The organism is Alteromonas macleodii, assembly GCF_903772925.1.
Classification (GTDB): domain Bacteria; phylum Pseudomonadota; class Gammaproteobacteria; order Enterobacterales; family Alteromonadaceae; genus Alteromonas; species Alteromonas macleodii_A.
Genome location: NZ_LR812090.1, coordinates 3680192 through 3696866, shown reverse-complemented (window position 1 = coordinate 3696866; position 16675 = coordinate 3680192). Strand labels below are relative to the sequence as shown.

The following is a 16675-nucleotide window of genomic DNA, read 5'->3' as shown; positions in this document are numbered from 1 at the left end:
TCCAGACACAAAAAAACCGACTCAAAGGTCGGTTTCAGTATCTGCTTCTACAAAGAAGAGATGGTACCAGTGGGCGGACTTGAACCGCCACGCTATCGCTAGCAGCGGATTTTGAAAATTTTGTGTCTATTTTACTATTTTAACATCAATCAGTTAAAAGGATAAAAAGATACTTTGCAAATTCTTTGCAAGTTTATTGTGTTTTTCTTCTAAACACTTGTTGGGAATTGTACCTACAAAGTTTTAACATTCTTACCATCCCATTATGATTTATTGTTATATATTTATTCTAATATGATCTAAAAAAAATACACCTGTGTATTGTTTTGGCCAAATTTTGGTGTCAATATCTTTTTAAGCCACCCATTTCAGTAACGGGCTGGCAGAAAAATAAAACGGAGCTTTGTTTTTGACATGATGAAAGGGATTTTTCCTCCTTGTCCTAATTCAGCTGTATTGCTTCTCTTTATTATATCTAATTCGTTTGTTTTTAATTTGATAATTTTGATTGTGGGATCAGTATGGCTAAGAGCAATAGAGTTGTTGTTACAGGGTATGGAGCTATTAGCTCGATGGGCTCTAATTCGAGCGCTATTTGGGAAAAGATATTAGGGTATGAAATTGGATATAAAGTTCATAATCACTTTAACGATGATTCGATAACAGCTAAGTTTTTCGGTTTTCTTGATTTTGATAAAAAACTGATTCAACCCTTTTCAAAAAAAATATCAAAAATGCTGCCTTTGTACGCAAAGTACAGTCTTGTAGCAAGTAAGGAGGCTTTTGATATGGCCTTTGGTGATGTGGACTTGGATTCTCTAATGTCGCCATTTGACAGAGGAGTTATGATTGGCACAGGTTGGGGTGGATTAGACACAGCCAACATGAATAACAACGACTACCAAGCTTCCGGAATTGCAACCTCATTCTCAACCGTTATGTCTATGTGCAATGCTGCTACCGCTGCTGTTTCAATGAATTGGAATTGTAGAGGTATGCAAAATAGCCCTGTGGCAGCTTGCGCGACAGGTACGATTGCAATCGGTGAAGCATATGAAGCGATAAAAAATGGCAAAGCCAAAGTCATGTTGGCAGGCGGTAGTGAGTCTTTGAAAGAGCAGTTTAACGTTTGGTCGATAGATGTAATGCAAGCGTTAAGCAAAGAACAAGAAAATCCAACTGCAGCCTGCTGTCCCTTTAGTAAAGGACGCAGTGGTTTTATTCTTTCTGAAGGTGCAGCAGTCCTGTGCCTGGAAGACTACGAGTTTGCCAAAGCCCGAAATGCTAACATTTTGGGTGAAATTATAGGCTATGAAAACTATTCAGACGCTTATGACATGACTGCGCCAGCAGAAGATATGAGTGCCAGAATCAAAGTCATAAAAGAACTTCTTTTAAACGCAGAGTTGCAACCTAGCGAGATAGATTATGTCAACCTGCATGGCACGTCGACACCGCTAAATGACGTCAACGAAACAATCTCTGTCAAAGAAGCTATGGGGGATGTTGCTTATCAAATCCCGATGTCTAGCACCAAATCCTATACCGGACATCTGATAGGTGCTGCCGGTTCTTTAGAGACGATATTTTGCTTGAAGGCCATGGCAGAGGGGGTTGTACCTGCCACTATTAATCTACATGAAAAAGACCCTGACTGTGACCTTAATTATGTTCCGAATAAACACCTTACAGAACAAAACCTAAATCATGTAATGAATATAAGTTTTGGATTTGGTGGCGCCAATGCTGGGATAATTCTTAGAAAACCTGATTTCAGTTAATGGGGGTTGTCAGAAATGGAGATGCATTTTTCAAACCATGATATAGAGAAATGGGCTGTTTTTTCTGGGGATAGAAACCCTATCCATTTTGATTTAGACGCCGCTTTAAAAATAGGTGTTGATGGAATTGTTACGCACGGAATGTTGGTTTTGTTGCCTATTAAAAAAAAGATGTGGAGTTTAATTGGTGATGAGAATGGCGGCTGGATTGAATTTAAAGGGTTACTCAAAAGGCCTGTCGTTATTGATAGTGCAGTAGAGCTAAATATAAAAGAAAGAACAGACAAATTTACTTTTAAGGTAGAAGAAAAAGGAGTTAAAACCCCCTGCATACTAGGAAAGGTATGTCTTTCAATAGAGCCAGAGTGGAAATCGGGCTGCGACATGGTTCCTCTTGAAAAAGGATTTGTTAAAGAGAAGCTTAGCCAGTTCAAGAGTGATCTATCAGATTACTATGAAAATTGGGTTTGGCTGGATGGATTAGTGTTCGGACATTTCATCCAGAACCAAATCGGCAGAGTTATTTCTCAGACCAGCTTAGCTTCTTTGGCTGGTGACGGAAACATTAAGCTCGAAGAGATTGAAAATGTGACTGTCGTGCAAACCAGTCATCGGGTGAGCTTTTCATCAGAAGTTAACGATTATGACTTTTTAGATTTGGATTCTTCAGGTGATATTTCTTATCAAGTTGATGGATTTGAAATCATTGAAAACAAAGGTGAAATACTTGGCGTTGTTGGAGTTGGCGTCTTTGTAAAGGGAAAGAACCTAATGCTAATGGAATTAGGTTTGATGGTTAAACATGATTTTTAAACGTAAAGCTAAGGTGGAAGACGATGAGCAATATTGAAAATATTTATGCAGTAACCAAAGACGTTATCTTGGATTTAAAGGACTTTGAAGAAGATGAAATGAATATCGACATGACTTTTGAAGATCTTGACCTTGACAGTTTAGATTTTGTTGAAATGCAAGTCGTTATGAAAAAGAACTTCAAGGTCACTCTAGATCCCGAGATGTTTGAAAGTGGCGCGATTTCTACGTTGCGAGAGCTTTGTGACTACGTTGATTCAAAGCGCGAAGCCGCATAATAACCTAATGGAGGAAATCTTATGCCGCTCGATGAAAATGTTATTAGCTTAAACGAAGACAGACTAACTAAGGTCTCCAAGCTAATTAAAACGTCACATCATCAACCAATGGATTTTGCCACAGTATTACCTTGGGATAACGGGGTCGACTTAAGCATGTACCCAAAGCAGCCTGATCATCTGTGGATTTACGGTACCGAGTTTTATGAACAACTTAATGATGAGCAAAGACTCGAATTGGCGTGGTTGGAGACAGGGCGCGATATTTCCATGTTCATTTGGTTGGAACAGACCATCCCCGTTTTATATATGGGATATGTCAATAAGTATCACGAGCAGATAGACGAAACGACCAAAGAATATCTCATGCTTTTTTCAAAGGAAGAGTTGGTTCATACCATGACTTTCAAAAAGTTCATGCAACTAGCTGGACTTGAAATGTGGAAGCCACCGGTAGGTTTGTACGAATTGTTAACTGTGACATTACCTAAGATGGCACCTTCTATAGGAATACTGTTCACACTACTTATTGAGTGGGTTGCTGAACTGGGTGCTATGCATACATCTCAGAAAGACAATGTAGAGCCGATGGCCAGGCAACTATTTAAAGCCCACCACTTTGATGAAGCCCGTCATATCGCTTTCGGGCGCTGGATTTCAGAAGCGTACTTCGAAAATGCCAGTGAGCAAGAGGTTATGCAAACTAGAGCTATGGCAAAGGACCTTATCCCTAAACTTATCAATATGTTCAGTTATAACCCCGAAATAGCGTTACACACCTCGTACAAATTTCCAGTACAACCAAATGAACAAGAAAAGATTATGCAGGTGTGGGGGTCAGAGAATAACCAGAGAATTAATTCTGAGAGGTTCTCAGAGTTTTATGCATGGATTGACAAATTGGGCTTGAGATAATGCAGAAAGATAATTGGGATGCAATATTTGTCGGCGCAGGGATCACTAGCCTTGCCTGCGCAGCAATTCTGGTCAAAAAGAACAGTGACTTACGTCTACTGATTGTCGACAAGCATATTGTTCCAGGAGGCTACGCGTCAGTATTTAAGCGTCCAAAAGTTGAAGCTATATTTGACTGTAGCCTGCATAAGTTGAGTGGTATGTCTGAAGGAGGGAACCTAAACCGTATTCTTGAGGATTTGGATTTATTTGACGACCTGGATCTGATTTACCCGCCCGATTATTTTTGCAGTTGCAATGACCAAGAACATTTGGTGTTAAAGAACAACGCTGATTTAATGGAAGAGCAACTCTGTCAACGTTTTCCCCACGAAACAGATTCGATTCGCCTCTTCTTTGAACAAGTTAGAACCTACGGACGTGATGGTTACTATCAGTTTCAAATGTTAAACGGGACCTTCGAACCTAACATGGAACAGTTGCGTTATGCGCACAAGAATTTGAAAAAAGTTACGGTTGAAGAAGGGTTAGATCAGCTGTTCGATGATCCTTATTTAAAGGAAATTCTAGCTGCACCGGGCATTTATGTGGGGGGCTACCCAGAGGACTTAGGGTATCTCTATTATTTGCATGTTGTGTATGCAACCTTGAACCGTGGAAATGCCTATGTCAAAGGCGCATCGCAGCATTTGTCCAATGTATTGGTAGGCAGAATTGAGGCTAATGGCAGCAAGGTGCTGTTGAGCCATCATGTTAATAAAATTCTGGTCGAGGACGATCAGGTAATTGGCATAGAATCAAAAAAAGGCAACTTTTACAGCAATAGAGTCTACATAAACGCCTCCCCCCATTACGCGTTAGATAACCTCTTTGAACAAAATGAAAATCTTGACGCAGTGAAGGAGAAGCTAACTTCACTCAAACCGGCACGTTCAACAACAACGCTTTATGTAGCTACAGATATTGCTCCTGAAGAGCTAGGCTTGAAATTTACCGAATCTATGATTTTTAGCAAGCTACTGAGTAAATCAGGGGAATTCAGAAAAATCGCGCAGGCATCTGGCTACAAGGAGTCAGAAAGCGAGATGGCTTTTTGGTTTAATTCACCTATGGAAGTTACCAACTATCACCTCCTCGACAAGGAAGGGGGGAAGGTGATCTGTCTGAATATATTGGACTCCATTGAGCATTGGCCCAAGCGTCGTACTCCAGAGTATCGAGAAAAAAAGTCGCGAGCGAGTGACATTATGTTAGCTCGATTGATAGAGCAATTCCCCCAACTTAAAGGGCATATTGTGTTCAAGGAATTATCAACACCACGCACTTATGTGCGTTTTACCAACAATACCGCTGGTTCCGGATACGGTGCAATGGTAGGAACCGATCTAAGTGGGCACGTTTTTCATCATAGGTTTCCAATTAAAGGGGTTGATTTTGTTAGTGCCTGGGTAGCTGGACCAAGTTATGAAGCCGCATTCGGATACGCTGAAAATAAAGCCAATAAATGGAGTTTTGTATGAGCAGTAATGTACAGATTAGTCCCTTCGGTATTGCCATTTCAAAGCTTTTTATGAAGCTAATGTTCAGACCCATGCATGGTTGGAAGCAGGCTGTTCCAAAAAGAGCAGAGTATTTTCTGCAGAGGGGGTTGGATGGCAGTCAATTGGAAGGATCAATTCAAACGAGTCCGTCGACTAATGTAAAAGGGGTCGTGCTTTTATGTCATCCATTTCTGAAGTATGGAATGCATTATTTCTTTAACAGCGAGTTAGACAAAGCGCTGTTAGATTCAGGGTTTCATGTGGTCTCGTTCAATTTCAAAGGTTTTGGGTGCAGCAATATTAAAGGTCATGCTTTTTCAGATGACGTGATATCTATCGCTAAGATGATTGAGCAAAGATTCCCTGGCTTACCGATCCATTCTTTGGGGTATTCGTTTGGTGGTTTCCACTTGTCTCATGCGCTAGCAAAAAATGAGACGCCATTTGCTTCGGCTGTATTAGACAGTGTGCCTGGCACAGTCACTGTCTTCTTCAAAAAGGGCATATTGGCTAAGGCAATGAAGTGGATAAGTAGCAGTCATTTAGCAACGCCGACAGGTACGAGTCCAATTATTGGTTCTCTGCGCAGAGTGGAAAACTTACCAATCAAATTTCTTTATGGTTTGGAAGATGAGTACATTCTCGATACTGATCTTGAGGAACTAAAGCTCAACTGCAGAAACATGGAGTTTGCGAGTTTTCCTGGCTGTGGTCATTTAGACAACTACAAGATGCGTAAAAAGGACTATCTCCAGGAGTTAGTGGGCTTCTTTGAAGCCAATTCACTGACTAAACAAAACTAAGCAGAATGGTGGGTTTAACGTGATGAATGATAAAAAATGGGTTCTGGTTACTGGCGGTAGTCGTGGTATTGGCAAAGGTATGACAGAGCATCTTGCAGCACAAGGTTACTTTGTCGTTTTTACCTTTAATTCTTCTCAGCAATTAGCAACAGAGCTTGAAGAGTCAATCAAAGAAAGTGGTGGCGAAGCTAAGGGTTACCAATGTGATGGCAGCGTATATAGCAACGTGGATTTATTGTGTCACTCGCTGCTCGAACTATATGGCGCTCCCTATGCGGTAATAAACAATATGGGGATGACGGGTGATCAACTGATTTATGGGTTTGATATTGAACTATATGAAAAAGTGATCGCGACAAACCTAAATTCCGCAGTGTACTTCAATAAGTGTTTAATCCCTGCAATGAGCGAAAACAGAGAAGGAAAAATTGTTCACATTTCTTCAGTTACTGGAATAAAAGGAAATAAGGGGCAAATGAGCTATGCAGCGACAAAAGCTGCAATGATAGGTATGACTAAAACACTGTCTTTAGAAGCCGCTAGGTTTGACATAACAGTCAATTCGGTTGCACCTGGGTTTATTGCGACAGACATGGTTTCGCAGATGCCAGACGCGGCAAAGAAGAAAATAACCAAAGAGGTTCCTTTAAAGAGAATGGGTGAGATAAAGGATGTATCTAATCTCGTAGAGTTTCTTATTTCTGAAAAAGCCAGCTACATCACAGGTCAAAACTTTGTAGTTGATGGTGGATTGACAGCCTAATTAAACAATAGATAAAGATTCAGGGAATATCGGCAGTATGACAAACTCTACATTAGAAAATACTTATGACGTTATTTTTGTTGGAGCAGGGCTAGGGGCTTTATCAGCCGGCTCACTCATGGCGAAAAAGGGTAAGAAAGTGCTTATTTTAGATAAGCACAATATCCCAGGAGGCTATGCAACAAATTTTAAGCGCAAGGATTTTGAGTTTGATGTGTCTCTTCATTCATTTGATGGTGTAGTCAAAGGCGCTAATTCTTTTAAAGTCATTGAAGATTGCGGCGTCGCTGACAAAGTCACCTTTTTGAAACACGAGAGGCTTTATCAGTTCCAATATGGTGATATTGATATAAAAGCAAAGCATCGTGATATTGAGGATTATAAGGAACAGCTCTTTAAGTACTTTCCTGAGGAGCGGGATAATATCATCAGGCTTTTTGCTGAAGCAAAAAAGAACTATAAAGACTTGTCTGGGTTTTTATATTCAAAAAAACCATTTTGGCTGAGAATGATGTCAGTACCATTTTTCAATAGGCGCATATTGAAATATGAACACGACACTGTCGATGATTTTTTCTCTCGCTACACTAACAATGAAAGGCTAAAAGCGACACTTTCTGCACAGTGGAGCTATTATGGTTTACCAGCCAAGAAGTTGGCCTTCGGCTATTTTTCGTACCCTTTTATAGATTATCTGGAAAATGGTGGTTATTCAGTCAAAGGCGGCTCGCAAGAACTGTCAAACGCATTAGTTGAAGTCATTCAGGAACATGACGGCAATGTGCTGCTTTCTACCCCGGTTTCTCAAATTGTGGTAAATCAAAAAAACAGGATCGAGGGCGTCAAGACCAAAAAACATGGCTTGATAAAAGCTAAGAAAGTGGTGTCCAACATAAGCCCTTACGCGGTTGTCGACATGATTGGACGCGATAAATTCAGCACTAAGTTTACGCAAAATCTAGAGGGTTTGAAAACGTCTATATCAGGCTTTCAGGTCTACCTAGGACTCGATTGCACGTTACAGGAATTAGGCGTTCATAAGGCTGAATATATTCGTTTTTTTGCGCCAGAAAGTTGCCAGGTCGCGCAGTTTAGTAAGGTCCAGAACGGTGAAGTATTTGGCGATGAAACCGGCTGGTCAATAAACTATTTTTCTAATGTTGACGATAGTTTGGTGCCTGAAGGAAAATCGAGTTTGGGCCTGTTCACATTAATTGGTAAGGATAATTGGCACACTCTTTCTAAGATGGATTATAGAAAGAAGAAGCAAGAACTTACCGAATCTTTAATCGCCAGAGCTGAGAAGAAAATCCCCTCTTTAAGAGAGCATATCGAAGTTTGTGAAGCCGGTTCTCCGAGAACGATGACAAAGTTCACCAACAACCCAGGTGGTGCTATTTATGGCTTTGAGCAGAATATAAATCAGTCAGGACTGTTTAGACGCTTTCCACAGAAGTATCCGGTCAAAGGGTTATATCAAGTAGGTGCTTGGACATTTCCTGGTGCTGGCTTCATCGGCACCATGTTGTCTTCGAGAGTGTTAGTAGACCGTTACTTTTAGTTTCTATTCATAGAGGGGAAGATATATGACCTTTGTCGTTACAGATAAATGCATTAATTGCAAACATACCGCGTGTGTAGACATTTGTCCTGCAGACGCGTTCCGAGAAGGCAGCAACTTTTTAGTTATTGATCCTGAGGAATGTGTGGATTGTGGCTTGTGTGTACCTGAGTGCCCAGAAGAAGCCATTTTTGCAGAAAGTGAATTGCCAGATGAGGCGCAAACATTTATTCAAATCAATGCTGAACTTGCTCAAGAATGGCCAGAAATTTTAGAGCCAAAAGCTCCTATGGACGATTATAAATCCTGGAGCGGTAAACCTGACAAACTGGCGTTGTTGGAACGTATTCCAGTTAAGGAGCTCTCCGCTTAGGCGGGCATTTTGTTGCGATTATCTCTATTGGATATTCTGCTTTGATACTCATAAGTTACACTAAAAATTTATAGGTCGAGAATGGAAAACGTTAAAAAAGATAGGGTGAAGGAGTTAGCTGATGAGCACTACGACGTGATAGTTGTAGGTGCTGGAATTGGCGGTTTGACAGCGGCTGCTACTTTGGCTAACAGGGGTAAGAAAGTATTAGTTCTCGAAATGCACTACCAGTTAGGTGGCTGTGCAACTGTATTTCATCGCCATGGTAAGTCCTACGAATTTGATGTGGGCTTGCACTATATAGGTGATTGCGGGAAAGGAGGCTTGATCCCTCGAATTCTAGAGGGAGCTGGTATTGATATGGATGAAATCAACTTTCTGGAACAAGATCCCGAGGGGTTCGATACCCTTTGTTTCCCTGATTTTACCTTCGGTATTCCTCGTGGTTTTGAAAAGTTCAAACAAAAACTCCTGGATGAATTCCCCGAAGAGAAGAAGGGCATCCAAAGGTACTTTAAGTTCCTTCAACAGGTGTGGGATTTTATGGGTATCCATTCGAATCCCATGTCTGCGTTATGGGTACTCCCTAAGTCGCTAATGCTGCTTAGGTACGCTAACTGTACTGTTGAAACGTTTCTCAATACTTGCACCCAGAATACCAAGCTTAGAGCGATACTAACTGCCCAGCTTGGTGTATACCACCAGCCACCCAGTCGAGCGAGTATGGCTGGCCATGCAGGTGTGACGAATCATTTCTTGCAAGGGTCCTATTATCCATCTGGTGGTGGGCAGCTGTTCTCTGACAAGTTAGGTGAAGCAGTAGAACGTAATGGTGGAAAAATCTTACTGCGCTCAAAGGTCACTAAAATCTTAGTTGAAAATGGTCGAGTCAAAGGTGTTGAATTCGAGAATAAGAAACTTGGCACGCGTAAGGTTTACTCTGACAATGTAATCGCAAACTCTGACATTAAGCAGACACTGCTCAAACTTGTAGACTCTCAATACCTTTCGAACAAAACAATTGAAAAAACCAAGGGCTACGAAATGTCACCTTCTATGGCAATTGTATATCTAGGAGTAGATTTAGATATGAAGGCGAAAGGACATAAGAATACCAACTACAGAATTTATCCTGGGTACGATTATGAAAAAGCCTACAAAGAAATTTTTGACGGAAAGTTCCCAGAGAATCCACATGTATTTATCGGTAACGCAACATTAAAAGATCCAGATAATTCTAACCTTGCGCCGGAAGGTATTTATAACCTGCAACTTATGTCCGTGGTGCCTAGCGCACCAGAGTCTTGGGGATTGACGCAACAAGAAGTTGATGATGGAAGTTATCGTAAAAACCCCGAGTATCTGAAGAAGAAGGATTGGTATGCCAAGCAGCTAATTCAGGAGTCCGAGAGAGTGATCCCTGGGTTAGCTGAACACATTGTGTATTTAGATATTTCAACACCTTTTTCGGTTACACGATTTATCGGCTCTAGCGAGGGCACTTCCTACGGTATTGCCTTTACCCCAGAACAATTCCTACACCGTAGACCAAGCGAAAAGACTGATGTGAAAGGGCTTTATCTTTGTGGAGCTTCAACACGTTCAGGCCATGGGATATTTGGGGCTATGACAGGTGGTTTGGAAGCTGCCAGTGCAATATTAGGCCGTAAGGTAAGAATGGAAGTATTAGGGAAGAACAAAAGGGCCGCCGGTGAACCTGCGTAGTTTCTAAAAGGTAAGTAGACATGAAATGGGCAAATTTTTATCAACAACTTTTTTCGTATATTGCATATATATCAGTTGTAGTAGGCGTGACTTCCTCTAACAGCCTTTATGCCGAAGAAGTAGACAAGTTAAGAGCGGTAGAAATTCGCCCTGTAGTAAGGGGGAAATCAGAGAAGCCCATCCATTCTACAGGCATTCTAATTCATAACACCAGAATTCGACTGGCTTTCAACATAGGTGGTCTAGTTGAAAAGATTTATGTTGATAAAGGGGACATATTGCAGGCTGGCCAACTGCTGGCACGTTTAGACAAACGAGAAATCGTCGCGAAAGTTAATAGTAGAGAATCAGCTTTGAGGACTGTTGAGAGTGATTGGGAAAGAGATAGAAATCTTTTTCGGCAAAGGCTTATTTCTGAATCTGATTATCAGCACAGTAAAAATAGGTATGAGACTGCTGTTTCAGACTTAAACATTGCCAAATTTGACCAAAGTTTATCGACGATATTGGCCCCACACGCCGGAATCGTCTTGGAACGCAGAATTGAGGAAAACGAACTGGTCGCGGCGAAACAAACAATTTTCATAGTGTCTGCCGATCAAGATGGGTGGCTGGCACAGGTCCAAGTGCCGGACTACGACGTGGTCAAGTTGAACTTGGGAGATGAAGCAAAGGTTAGTGTAGGCGCTTATCGGGGGGATATATTCACAGGCAAAGTAAGCCGTATCTCTTCGCAATCAGATGGCAATAATGGCTTATTCCAAGTGGAGGTTAAGATTGACGAACCCATAGATAGTTTTAGGGTTGGCTATTTGGTTAGTGTCGATTTATTCCCTCAGGACGAAAATACCTACACATACATAGATTTCGACTCATTGATTTCGGTTGAAGATAGAAAGGCCATATTCTTTGCTTATGACGAAGAAACGCAAGTAGTAAAAAGAATGAAAACGGCAATTTCATTCTTTACAGACGATCATATTGCTAGCCTCGACAATCTCCAAGGCGTGCAGCACCAAGTTACAAGGGGGGCTAGCTATTTAGCTGATGGGGAAAAGGTTTTAGTTAGGCAATATTAAGTTGTGCCTTTTTTGATTCATTGATGTTCAACAAATAAGACTACTAATACTATGAAACTTGTAAGCAGTGCACTCGACAATTATCGATTTAGCTTAGTACTGATAGTGACATTCATATTTTTGGGTCTGGTTTCTTTCTTGACTATGCCACGCTCTGAAGATCCGCAGTTGTCTTTTCCGATCAATTACATCGTTGCATTGAGCCCAGGCACAGATACACAAGATATGGAACAACTCATCGCAGATCCTATGGAAGAGGCTATTAATGAGATAGAAGATTTGAAGGAGGTGCGCACTAATATCAGCAATGGATTGGTGACGCAGAGAGTTGAGTTTAATTATGGCACTGAGCCGGACGAGAAATACGATGATTTGGTCTCTGCATTAGCTCAGATGAGCGATAGGCTTCCAGATACTTTGACTAAGCTAGAAGTGAAGAAATTATCTCCTAGCGATGTCAACATTTTTCAATTCGCGTTGATTTCAGAATCAGCTTCATATCGGGAATTGCGACTTTATGCGGAAAGGTTTGAAAAAATTCTGGAAAGCGTTAACGGTATTAAAAAGTCTGAAGTATGGGGTATTCCAGATCAGCAAATTCAAATAACGGTAGATTTTGAGCGTGTAAAATATTTTGGTTTTAGGCTGTCTGATGCATTGGCGGCAATTAGAGGCGAAGCTGAGAATTTACCAGGTGGACATGTAAATGTTCAAGGCAGGAGGTTTACACTTAAAACCAGCGGGAAATATGTCGATATTGATGCCATTCGTACAACGGTTATATATGCATTAAATGGTCAGCCTATCTATCTCAAAGATATAGCAGATGTCGAATTTATTGATGCTGAATTCGAATATGTTGCTCGATATAACGGGCAACGCAGCATTTTTATCACAGCCATGCAGAATGAAGGCACCAATATATATAACATCAAACGTTCAGTGCAAAGGGAACTAGATAGTTTTAAACAAACTTTGCCGAACCATATTGAGGCGCAGGTGGTCATGGACCAGTCTAAAAGTGTCACAAAAAGATTGAATGAATTTTTTGGGAGTTTGTTGACAGGACTATTGTTGGTAGGTGCAATCGTATTTCTGTTTATGGGAGTTCGGAACATGATTATTGTCATTTCCGTTATCCCCATTTCTATCCTTATCGGATTCGGGTTACTAGACCTTTCTAATTTTGGCATTGAACAGATGTCTATTATTGGTTTGATAATCGCTCTAGGATTACTGGTCGACAATGCTATTGTTGTAACTGACAGTATCGCCCAACAGATGTCTCGTCACCAGGATGTTAAGTTGGCGGCAAAGAAGGGAACTACTAAAATTAGTAGTGCAGTGGTAAGCGGAACTTTGACTACATTGCTTGCCTTCTTACCTGTGTTAGCCATGCAGACTAATGCAGGAAGTTTCATTCGATCTTTACCTCTGACCGTTATGTACACTTTGATAGCTTCTATGTTTATGGGGCTATTGTTAACGCCATTGATGGTTAATTGGTTCAATAAGTTTTCGCTGAGACGAAATAGCCAAAAGGCACATACCTATAATATTAAGCTGGCGTCCAGATTGCTTTTAGCCTTTACAAATGGACCTTATCAGTCATTTCTAAGCTTTGTGTTAGGCAGGTCCAAGCTATTTATTTTGCTTATACTAATAGCCTTCATTAGTACCTTGTCGCTATTTAGTAATGTCGGCGTTAGTCTGTTCCCCAAGGCTGAAAATGACCGTTTTCTTGTCAACATTAAACTGCCTCCTAACAGCAATCTAAAACAAACCGCTAGTACTGCGGCAGAAGTAGAAGCTATCTTAGCTGAATTTCCTAATGTAGCGAGTTATGCAACCAATATAGGCCGCGGAAATCCACGAATATATTATTCTGAAACGCCACTGGCTGAACAACCTAACCAAGCGCAAATTTTTGTTCAGGTAGATACGCATAACTATAGCCAGTATTGGCAAGTGGTTCGATCTTTGAGAGAGAGATTGGACAACTTTACTGGGGCAGAAGTCACACTTAAGAATTTTCAGCAAGGCGCTGCAATAGAGGCACCTATCGTGGTGTACCTTTTTGGCGATGATTTTGTCGTTCTGCAATCAGTTTCCAAAGATATTGAATCGCTCTTAGCTGGTCTTAATGGTATCCATAATGTTTTAAATCCTGTAGGCGAAGAGAAGCTCACGCTAAAATTGAATATTGATAGAGGGCGCGCGGCGCAGGCTGGCGTATCCATTTCAAGTATTGACCAAGTCGTGCGTATGAGCCTAGTTGGACTGCATGTTGGAGATTTTCAGGACAATTATGGTGACAGTTTCAAGATTGTGGTGCGCATGGCAGCGGCAGAAGGTGCTAAGTTAGCTGATCTTTCTAATATCATGGTCCCAAATAACAATGACCAACTGATACCTCTGTCACAGGTAGCCAGTATAGAATTGACAGCTGAACCTGCAGAGATACAGCACTATAACAGCCAGCGTTCGGCCAAAATTACTGCCGACGTTTACGGTACACATAATGTTGAAGCAATTACTCAAACGATACAGCAAAAACTATCAGAATTTGATTTGCCCACTGGCGTTAGATTTAAGTTCGGAGGGGAAAGAGAGTCCAGAGATGAAGCCTTTAGAGGGCTGATTAAATCCGTAATTATTGCATTGTTTGGTATTTTTACTGTTTTGGTATTTCAGTTTCGTTCCTTTTCACAACCAGTAATTGTTTTTGTATCCATTCCATTTGCAATATCCGGGGCAATACTGGCCCTTTACTTTACAGGGTATTCTTTTTCCTTTATGGCTTTTTTAGGTTTAGCAGGTCTAATTGGAATAGTCGTCAACAATTCCATTATCTTAATTGATACTGCTAACCAATTAACTGAGAACACAGGATGTAGAACTCAGGCTTGTCTCGAAGCATGCAAAACTAGGCTTACTCCTATTATTTTAACTAGCTTGACCACGGTGTTTAGCCTTCTTCCAATTGCATTACAAGGAAGCTTAACTTGGTCTCCACTTGCGTGGGTAATCATAGGAGGAATGATAGTGTCGACATTGATTAGCTTGATTATGGTGCCTGTGCTTTACACGTGGTTATCACCAACATCTATGACACAATGAGTAGGGAAAGACATGTCCGAATTAATAGAGCTAGATACGCTTCGTAAAGAAGTCGAAGAAGTTACAGTGTTGTTTTCAGGTGACTCTGGAGACGGGATGCAGGTAATCGGGCAGAGACTTGCCCAAGTTTCTTCTGAATTTGGAAACGATATTAGTAGCTTTCCAGATTTTCCTGCTGAAATTAGGGCTCCCGCGGGAACCGTTACTGGGGTATCAGGATTTAAGCTTTGCTTCTCAAGCAATCATATCTCCGCGACAGCAGATCAGCTGGATGTTTTAATTGCAATGAATCCGGCTGCGTTAAAACGTAACATTGCTCAGCTTCGACGTGGCGGCACTTTAATTGTCAATGAAGACAACTTTAAAGAATTAGACATAAAAAAGGCTGGCTATTCTAATGATCCTTTGGAGTCAGATTCAATTGCTGCGTTTAATACGATTAAAGTTCCGATGACAAAGTTGACGATCGATACGACTGAGCATTTGGATATAGGCCGCAAAGATGCGCTACGTTTTAGGAACATGTTTGCGCTTGGAATAGTATGTTGGTTGTATGAGCGCCCGTTAAAAAAAGTTGAGCAGTGGATTTCAGACAAGTTCTCGAAAAAGGAATCCATTCTTCAAGGTAACTTAGACGTTTTAAATGCCGGTTATAACTATGCCGATTCGGTTGAATTATTTGGCACGGGCTATTTTGTGCCGGAAGCTAACATGGAGCCGGGCGTTTATCGACATATTAACGGGAATGACGCATTAGCTCTCGGTGCGGTAGTTGCTTCGATAAAGCTTGGTAAGGATCTGTTTTTTGCTAGCTATCCAATTACCCCCTCTTCCGATATCCTGCATGCCCTGGCGAATTATAAGCAATATGGCGTAAAGGTATTTCAGTCTGAAGATGAGATTGCGGCAGCTGGTGCAGCAATTGGTGCAGCATTTGCTGGCAATCTTGCGCTAACTAGTACCAGTGGCCCAGGATTGGATTTAAAGCAGGAAGCCATTGGTTTGGCCGTAATGGCAGAGTTGCCTATGGTCATATTTGATATTCAACGTGGTGGTCCGTCCACAGGGTTGCCAACTAAAACTGAACAATCGGACTTGCTTGCTGCTATGCACGGCCGTCATGGAGAGTGCGACGCTATTGTTTTGGCAGCAACCTCACCAAGCGACTGTTTTCACATGGCTCAAAAGGCTTTTAGTCTGGCAGTTAAGTACATGACGCCTGTGTTTCTATTGTCAGATGGCTATATAGCAAATAGTGTTGAGTCTTGGCGCTTGTCGGAAGACTTATTCGTCCACAGTGCACCTGAAGAAACTGTTTTACCCCAACCAGACAGTCTTTACTCGCGAGACTCTGAAAGTATGGCTCGGTCTTGGGTAACACCTGGTATCCCTGGCTACGAGCACCGATTAGGAGGCTTAGAGAAAGATTATGATTCAGGAGCTATCAGCTATGATGAAGATAATCATCACAAGATGGTGCTAACCCGTCGCGCTAAGCTAATGGCCGCAAAACAAGATATTCCCACTATTGACGCGCAACAATACTCAGGTGGTAGTTTGTTAATCGTCGGTTGGGGGGGGACAGCCGGGAGCTTAAAAGCAGCCACTGAACAACTCAAATCAGAAGGGTATAAGGTTGATTTGCTAATGATCAAATACTTATTCCCATTGCAGAACGGTTTGAAGGAAGCGCTAAACAATTATTCGAAGATCTTAGTATGCGAACTTAATCTTGGGCAGTTAAGTGCGGTAATAAAGTCTGAATTACTTATAGAACATGATGTATTCCAAAAAGTCGCCGGCTCTCCATTCAAAATAGAGGAAGTTTGCCTACGAAGCAGAGAGATATTAGCGCAGATTGATGGCGAAAGTGTGGTTAACGGTACTCTTTAGTCCCAAGTCACGATGAAATTAGGAAAATGA

Annotated in this window: 13 protein-coding genes; all 13 read left to right on the top strand. The window is 41.3% G+C overall.

Annotated elements, in window-relative coordinates; translation table 11 throughout:
* The first annotated feature begins 521 nt into the window (after positions 1-521).
* The 13 genes from PCAR9_RS15910 (at position 522) to PCAR9_RS15850 (ending at position 16645) form a co-directional block, all read left to right on the top strand.
* Positions 522-1781, top strand: a complete 1260-nt coding sequence (locus PCAR9_RS15910; RefSeq protein ID WP_179984457.1) for a beta-ketoacyl-[acyl-carrier-protein] synthase family protein — start codon at positions 522-524, stop codon at positions 1779-1781.
* Positions 1782-1796: 15 nt separating this feature from the next.
* Positions 1797-2594: a MaoC/PaaZ C-terminal domain-containing protein gene (locus tag PCAR9_RS15905; RefSeq protein ID WP_179984456.1), complete on the top strand. Its 798-nt coding sequence runs from the start codon at positions 1797-1799 to the stop codon at positions 2592-2594.
* A 23-nt stretch (positions 2595-2617) separates the two neighbouring features.
* Positions 2618-2872 carry an acyl carrier protein gene (locus PCAR9_RS15900; protein ID WP_179984455.1) on the top strand — a complete coding sequence of 85 codons (255 nt, stop codon included), beginning with the start codon at positions 2618-2620 and terminating at the stop codon, positions 2870-2872.
* A 21-nt stretch (positions 2873-2893) separates the two neighbouring features.
* A complete protein-coding gene (locus PCAR9_RS15895; protein ID WP_179984454.1) occupies positions 2894-3787 on the top strand; it encodes a diiron oxygenase in 894 nt (297 codons plus the stop codon).
* On the top strand, positions 3787-5307 hold the full coding sequence (locus PCAR9_RS15890) for a phytoene desaturase family protein (protein ID WP_179984453.1): 1521 nt from the start codon (positions 3787-3789) through the stop codon (positions 5305-5307). Before PCAR9_RS15895 ends, PCAR9_RS15890 begins: the two co-directional genes overlap by 1 nt.
* On the top strand, positions 5304-6131 hold the full coding sequence (locus PCAR9_RS15885) for an alpha/beta hydrolase (protein ID WP_179984452.1): 828 nt from the start codon (positions 5304-5306) through the stop codon (positions 6129-6131). The genes PCAR9_RS15890 and PCAR9_RS15885 overlap by 4 nt, the downstream gene beginning before the upstream one ends.
* A 22-nt stretch (positions 6132-6153) precedes the next feature.
* Complete coding sequence (locus PCAR9_RS15880; protein ID WP_179985258.1) at positions 6154-6894, top strand: SDR family oxidoreductase; 741 nt, start codon at positions 6154-6156, stop codon at positions 6892-6894.
* 37 nt (positions 6895-6931) lie between these two features.
* On the top strand, positions 6932-8455 hold the full coding sequence (locus PCAR9_RS15875) for a phytoene desaturase family protein (protein ID WP_179984451.1): 1524 nt from the start codon (positions 6932-6934) through the stop codon (positions 8453-8455).
* 25 nt (positions 8456-8480) lie between these two features.
* The gene (gene fdxA / locus PCAR9_RS15870; RefSeq protein ID WP_179984450.1) at positions 8481-8828 is read left to right on the top strand and encodes a ferredoxin FdxA; all 348 of its coding nucleotides are present in this window, start codon (positions 8481-8483) and stop codon (positions 8826-8828) included.
* Between the two features lie 81 nt (positions 8829-8909).
* The gene (locus PCAR9_RS15865) at positions 8910-10553 is read left to right on the top strand and encodes a phytoene desaturase family protein (RefSeq protein ID WP_179984449.1); all 1644 of its coding nucleotides are present in this window, start codon (positions 8910-8912) and stop codon (positions 10551-10553) included.
* Positions 10554-10573: 20 nt separating this feature from the next.
* Complete coding sequence (locus tag PCAR9_RS15860) at positions 10574-11632, top strand: efflux RND transporter periplasmic adaptor subunit (protein ID WP_179984448.1); 1059 nt, start codon at positions 10574-10576, stop codon at positions 11630-11632.
* A gap of 51 nt (positions 11633-11683) precedes the next feature.
* The gene (locus tag PCAR9_RS15855) at positions 11684-14752 is read left to right on the top strand and encodes an efflux RND transporter permease subunit (protein WP_179984447.1); all 3069 of its coding nucleotides are present in this window, start codon (positions 11684-11686) and stop codon (positions 14750-14752) included.
* 12 nt (positions 14753-14764) lie between these two features.
* Entirely contained in the window at positions 14765-16645 is a 1881-nt protein-coding gene (locus PCAR9_RS15850) for a 2-oxoacid:acceptor oxidoreductase subunit alpha (protein WP_179984446.1), read from the top strand.
* Positions 16646-16675: the final 30 nt, after the last annotated feature.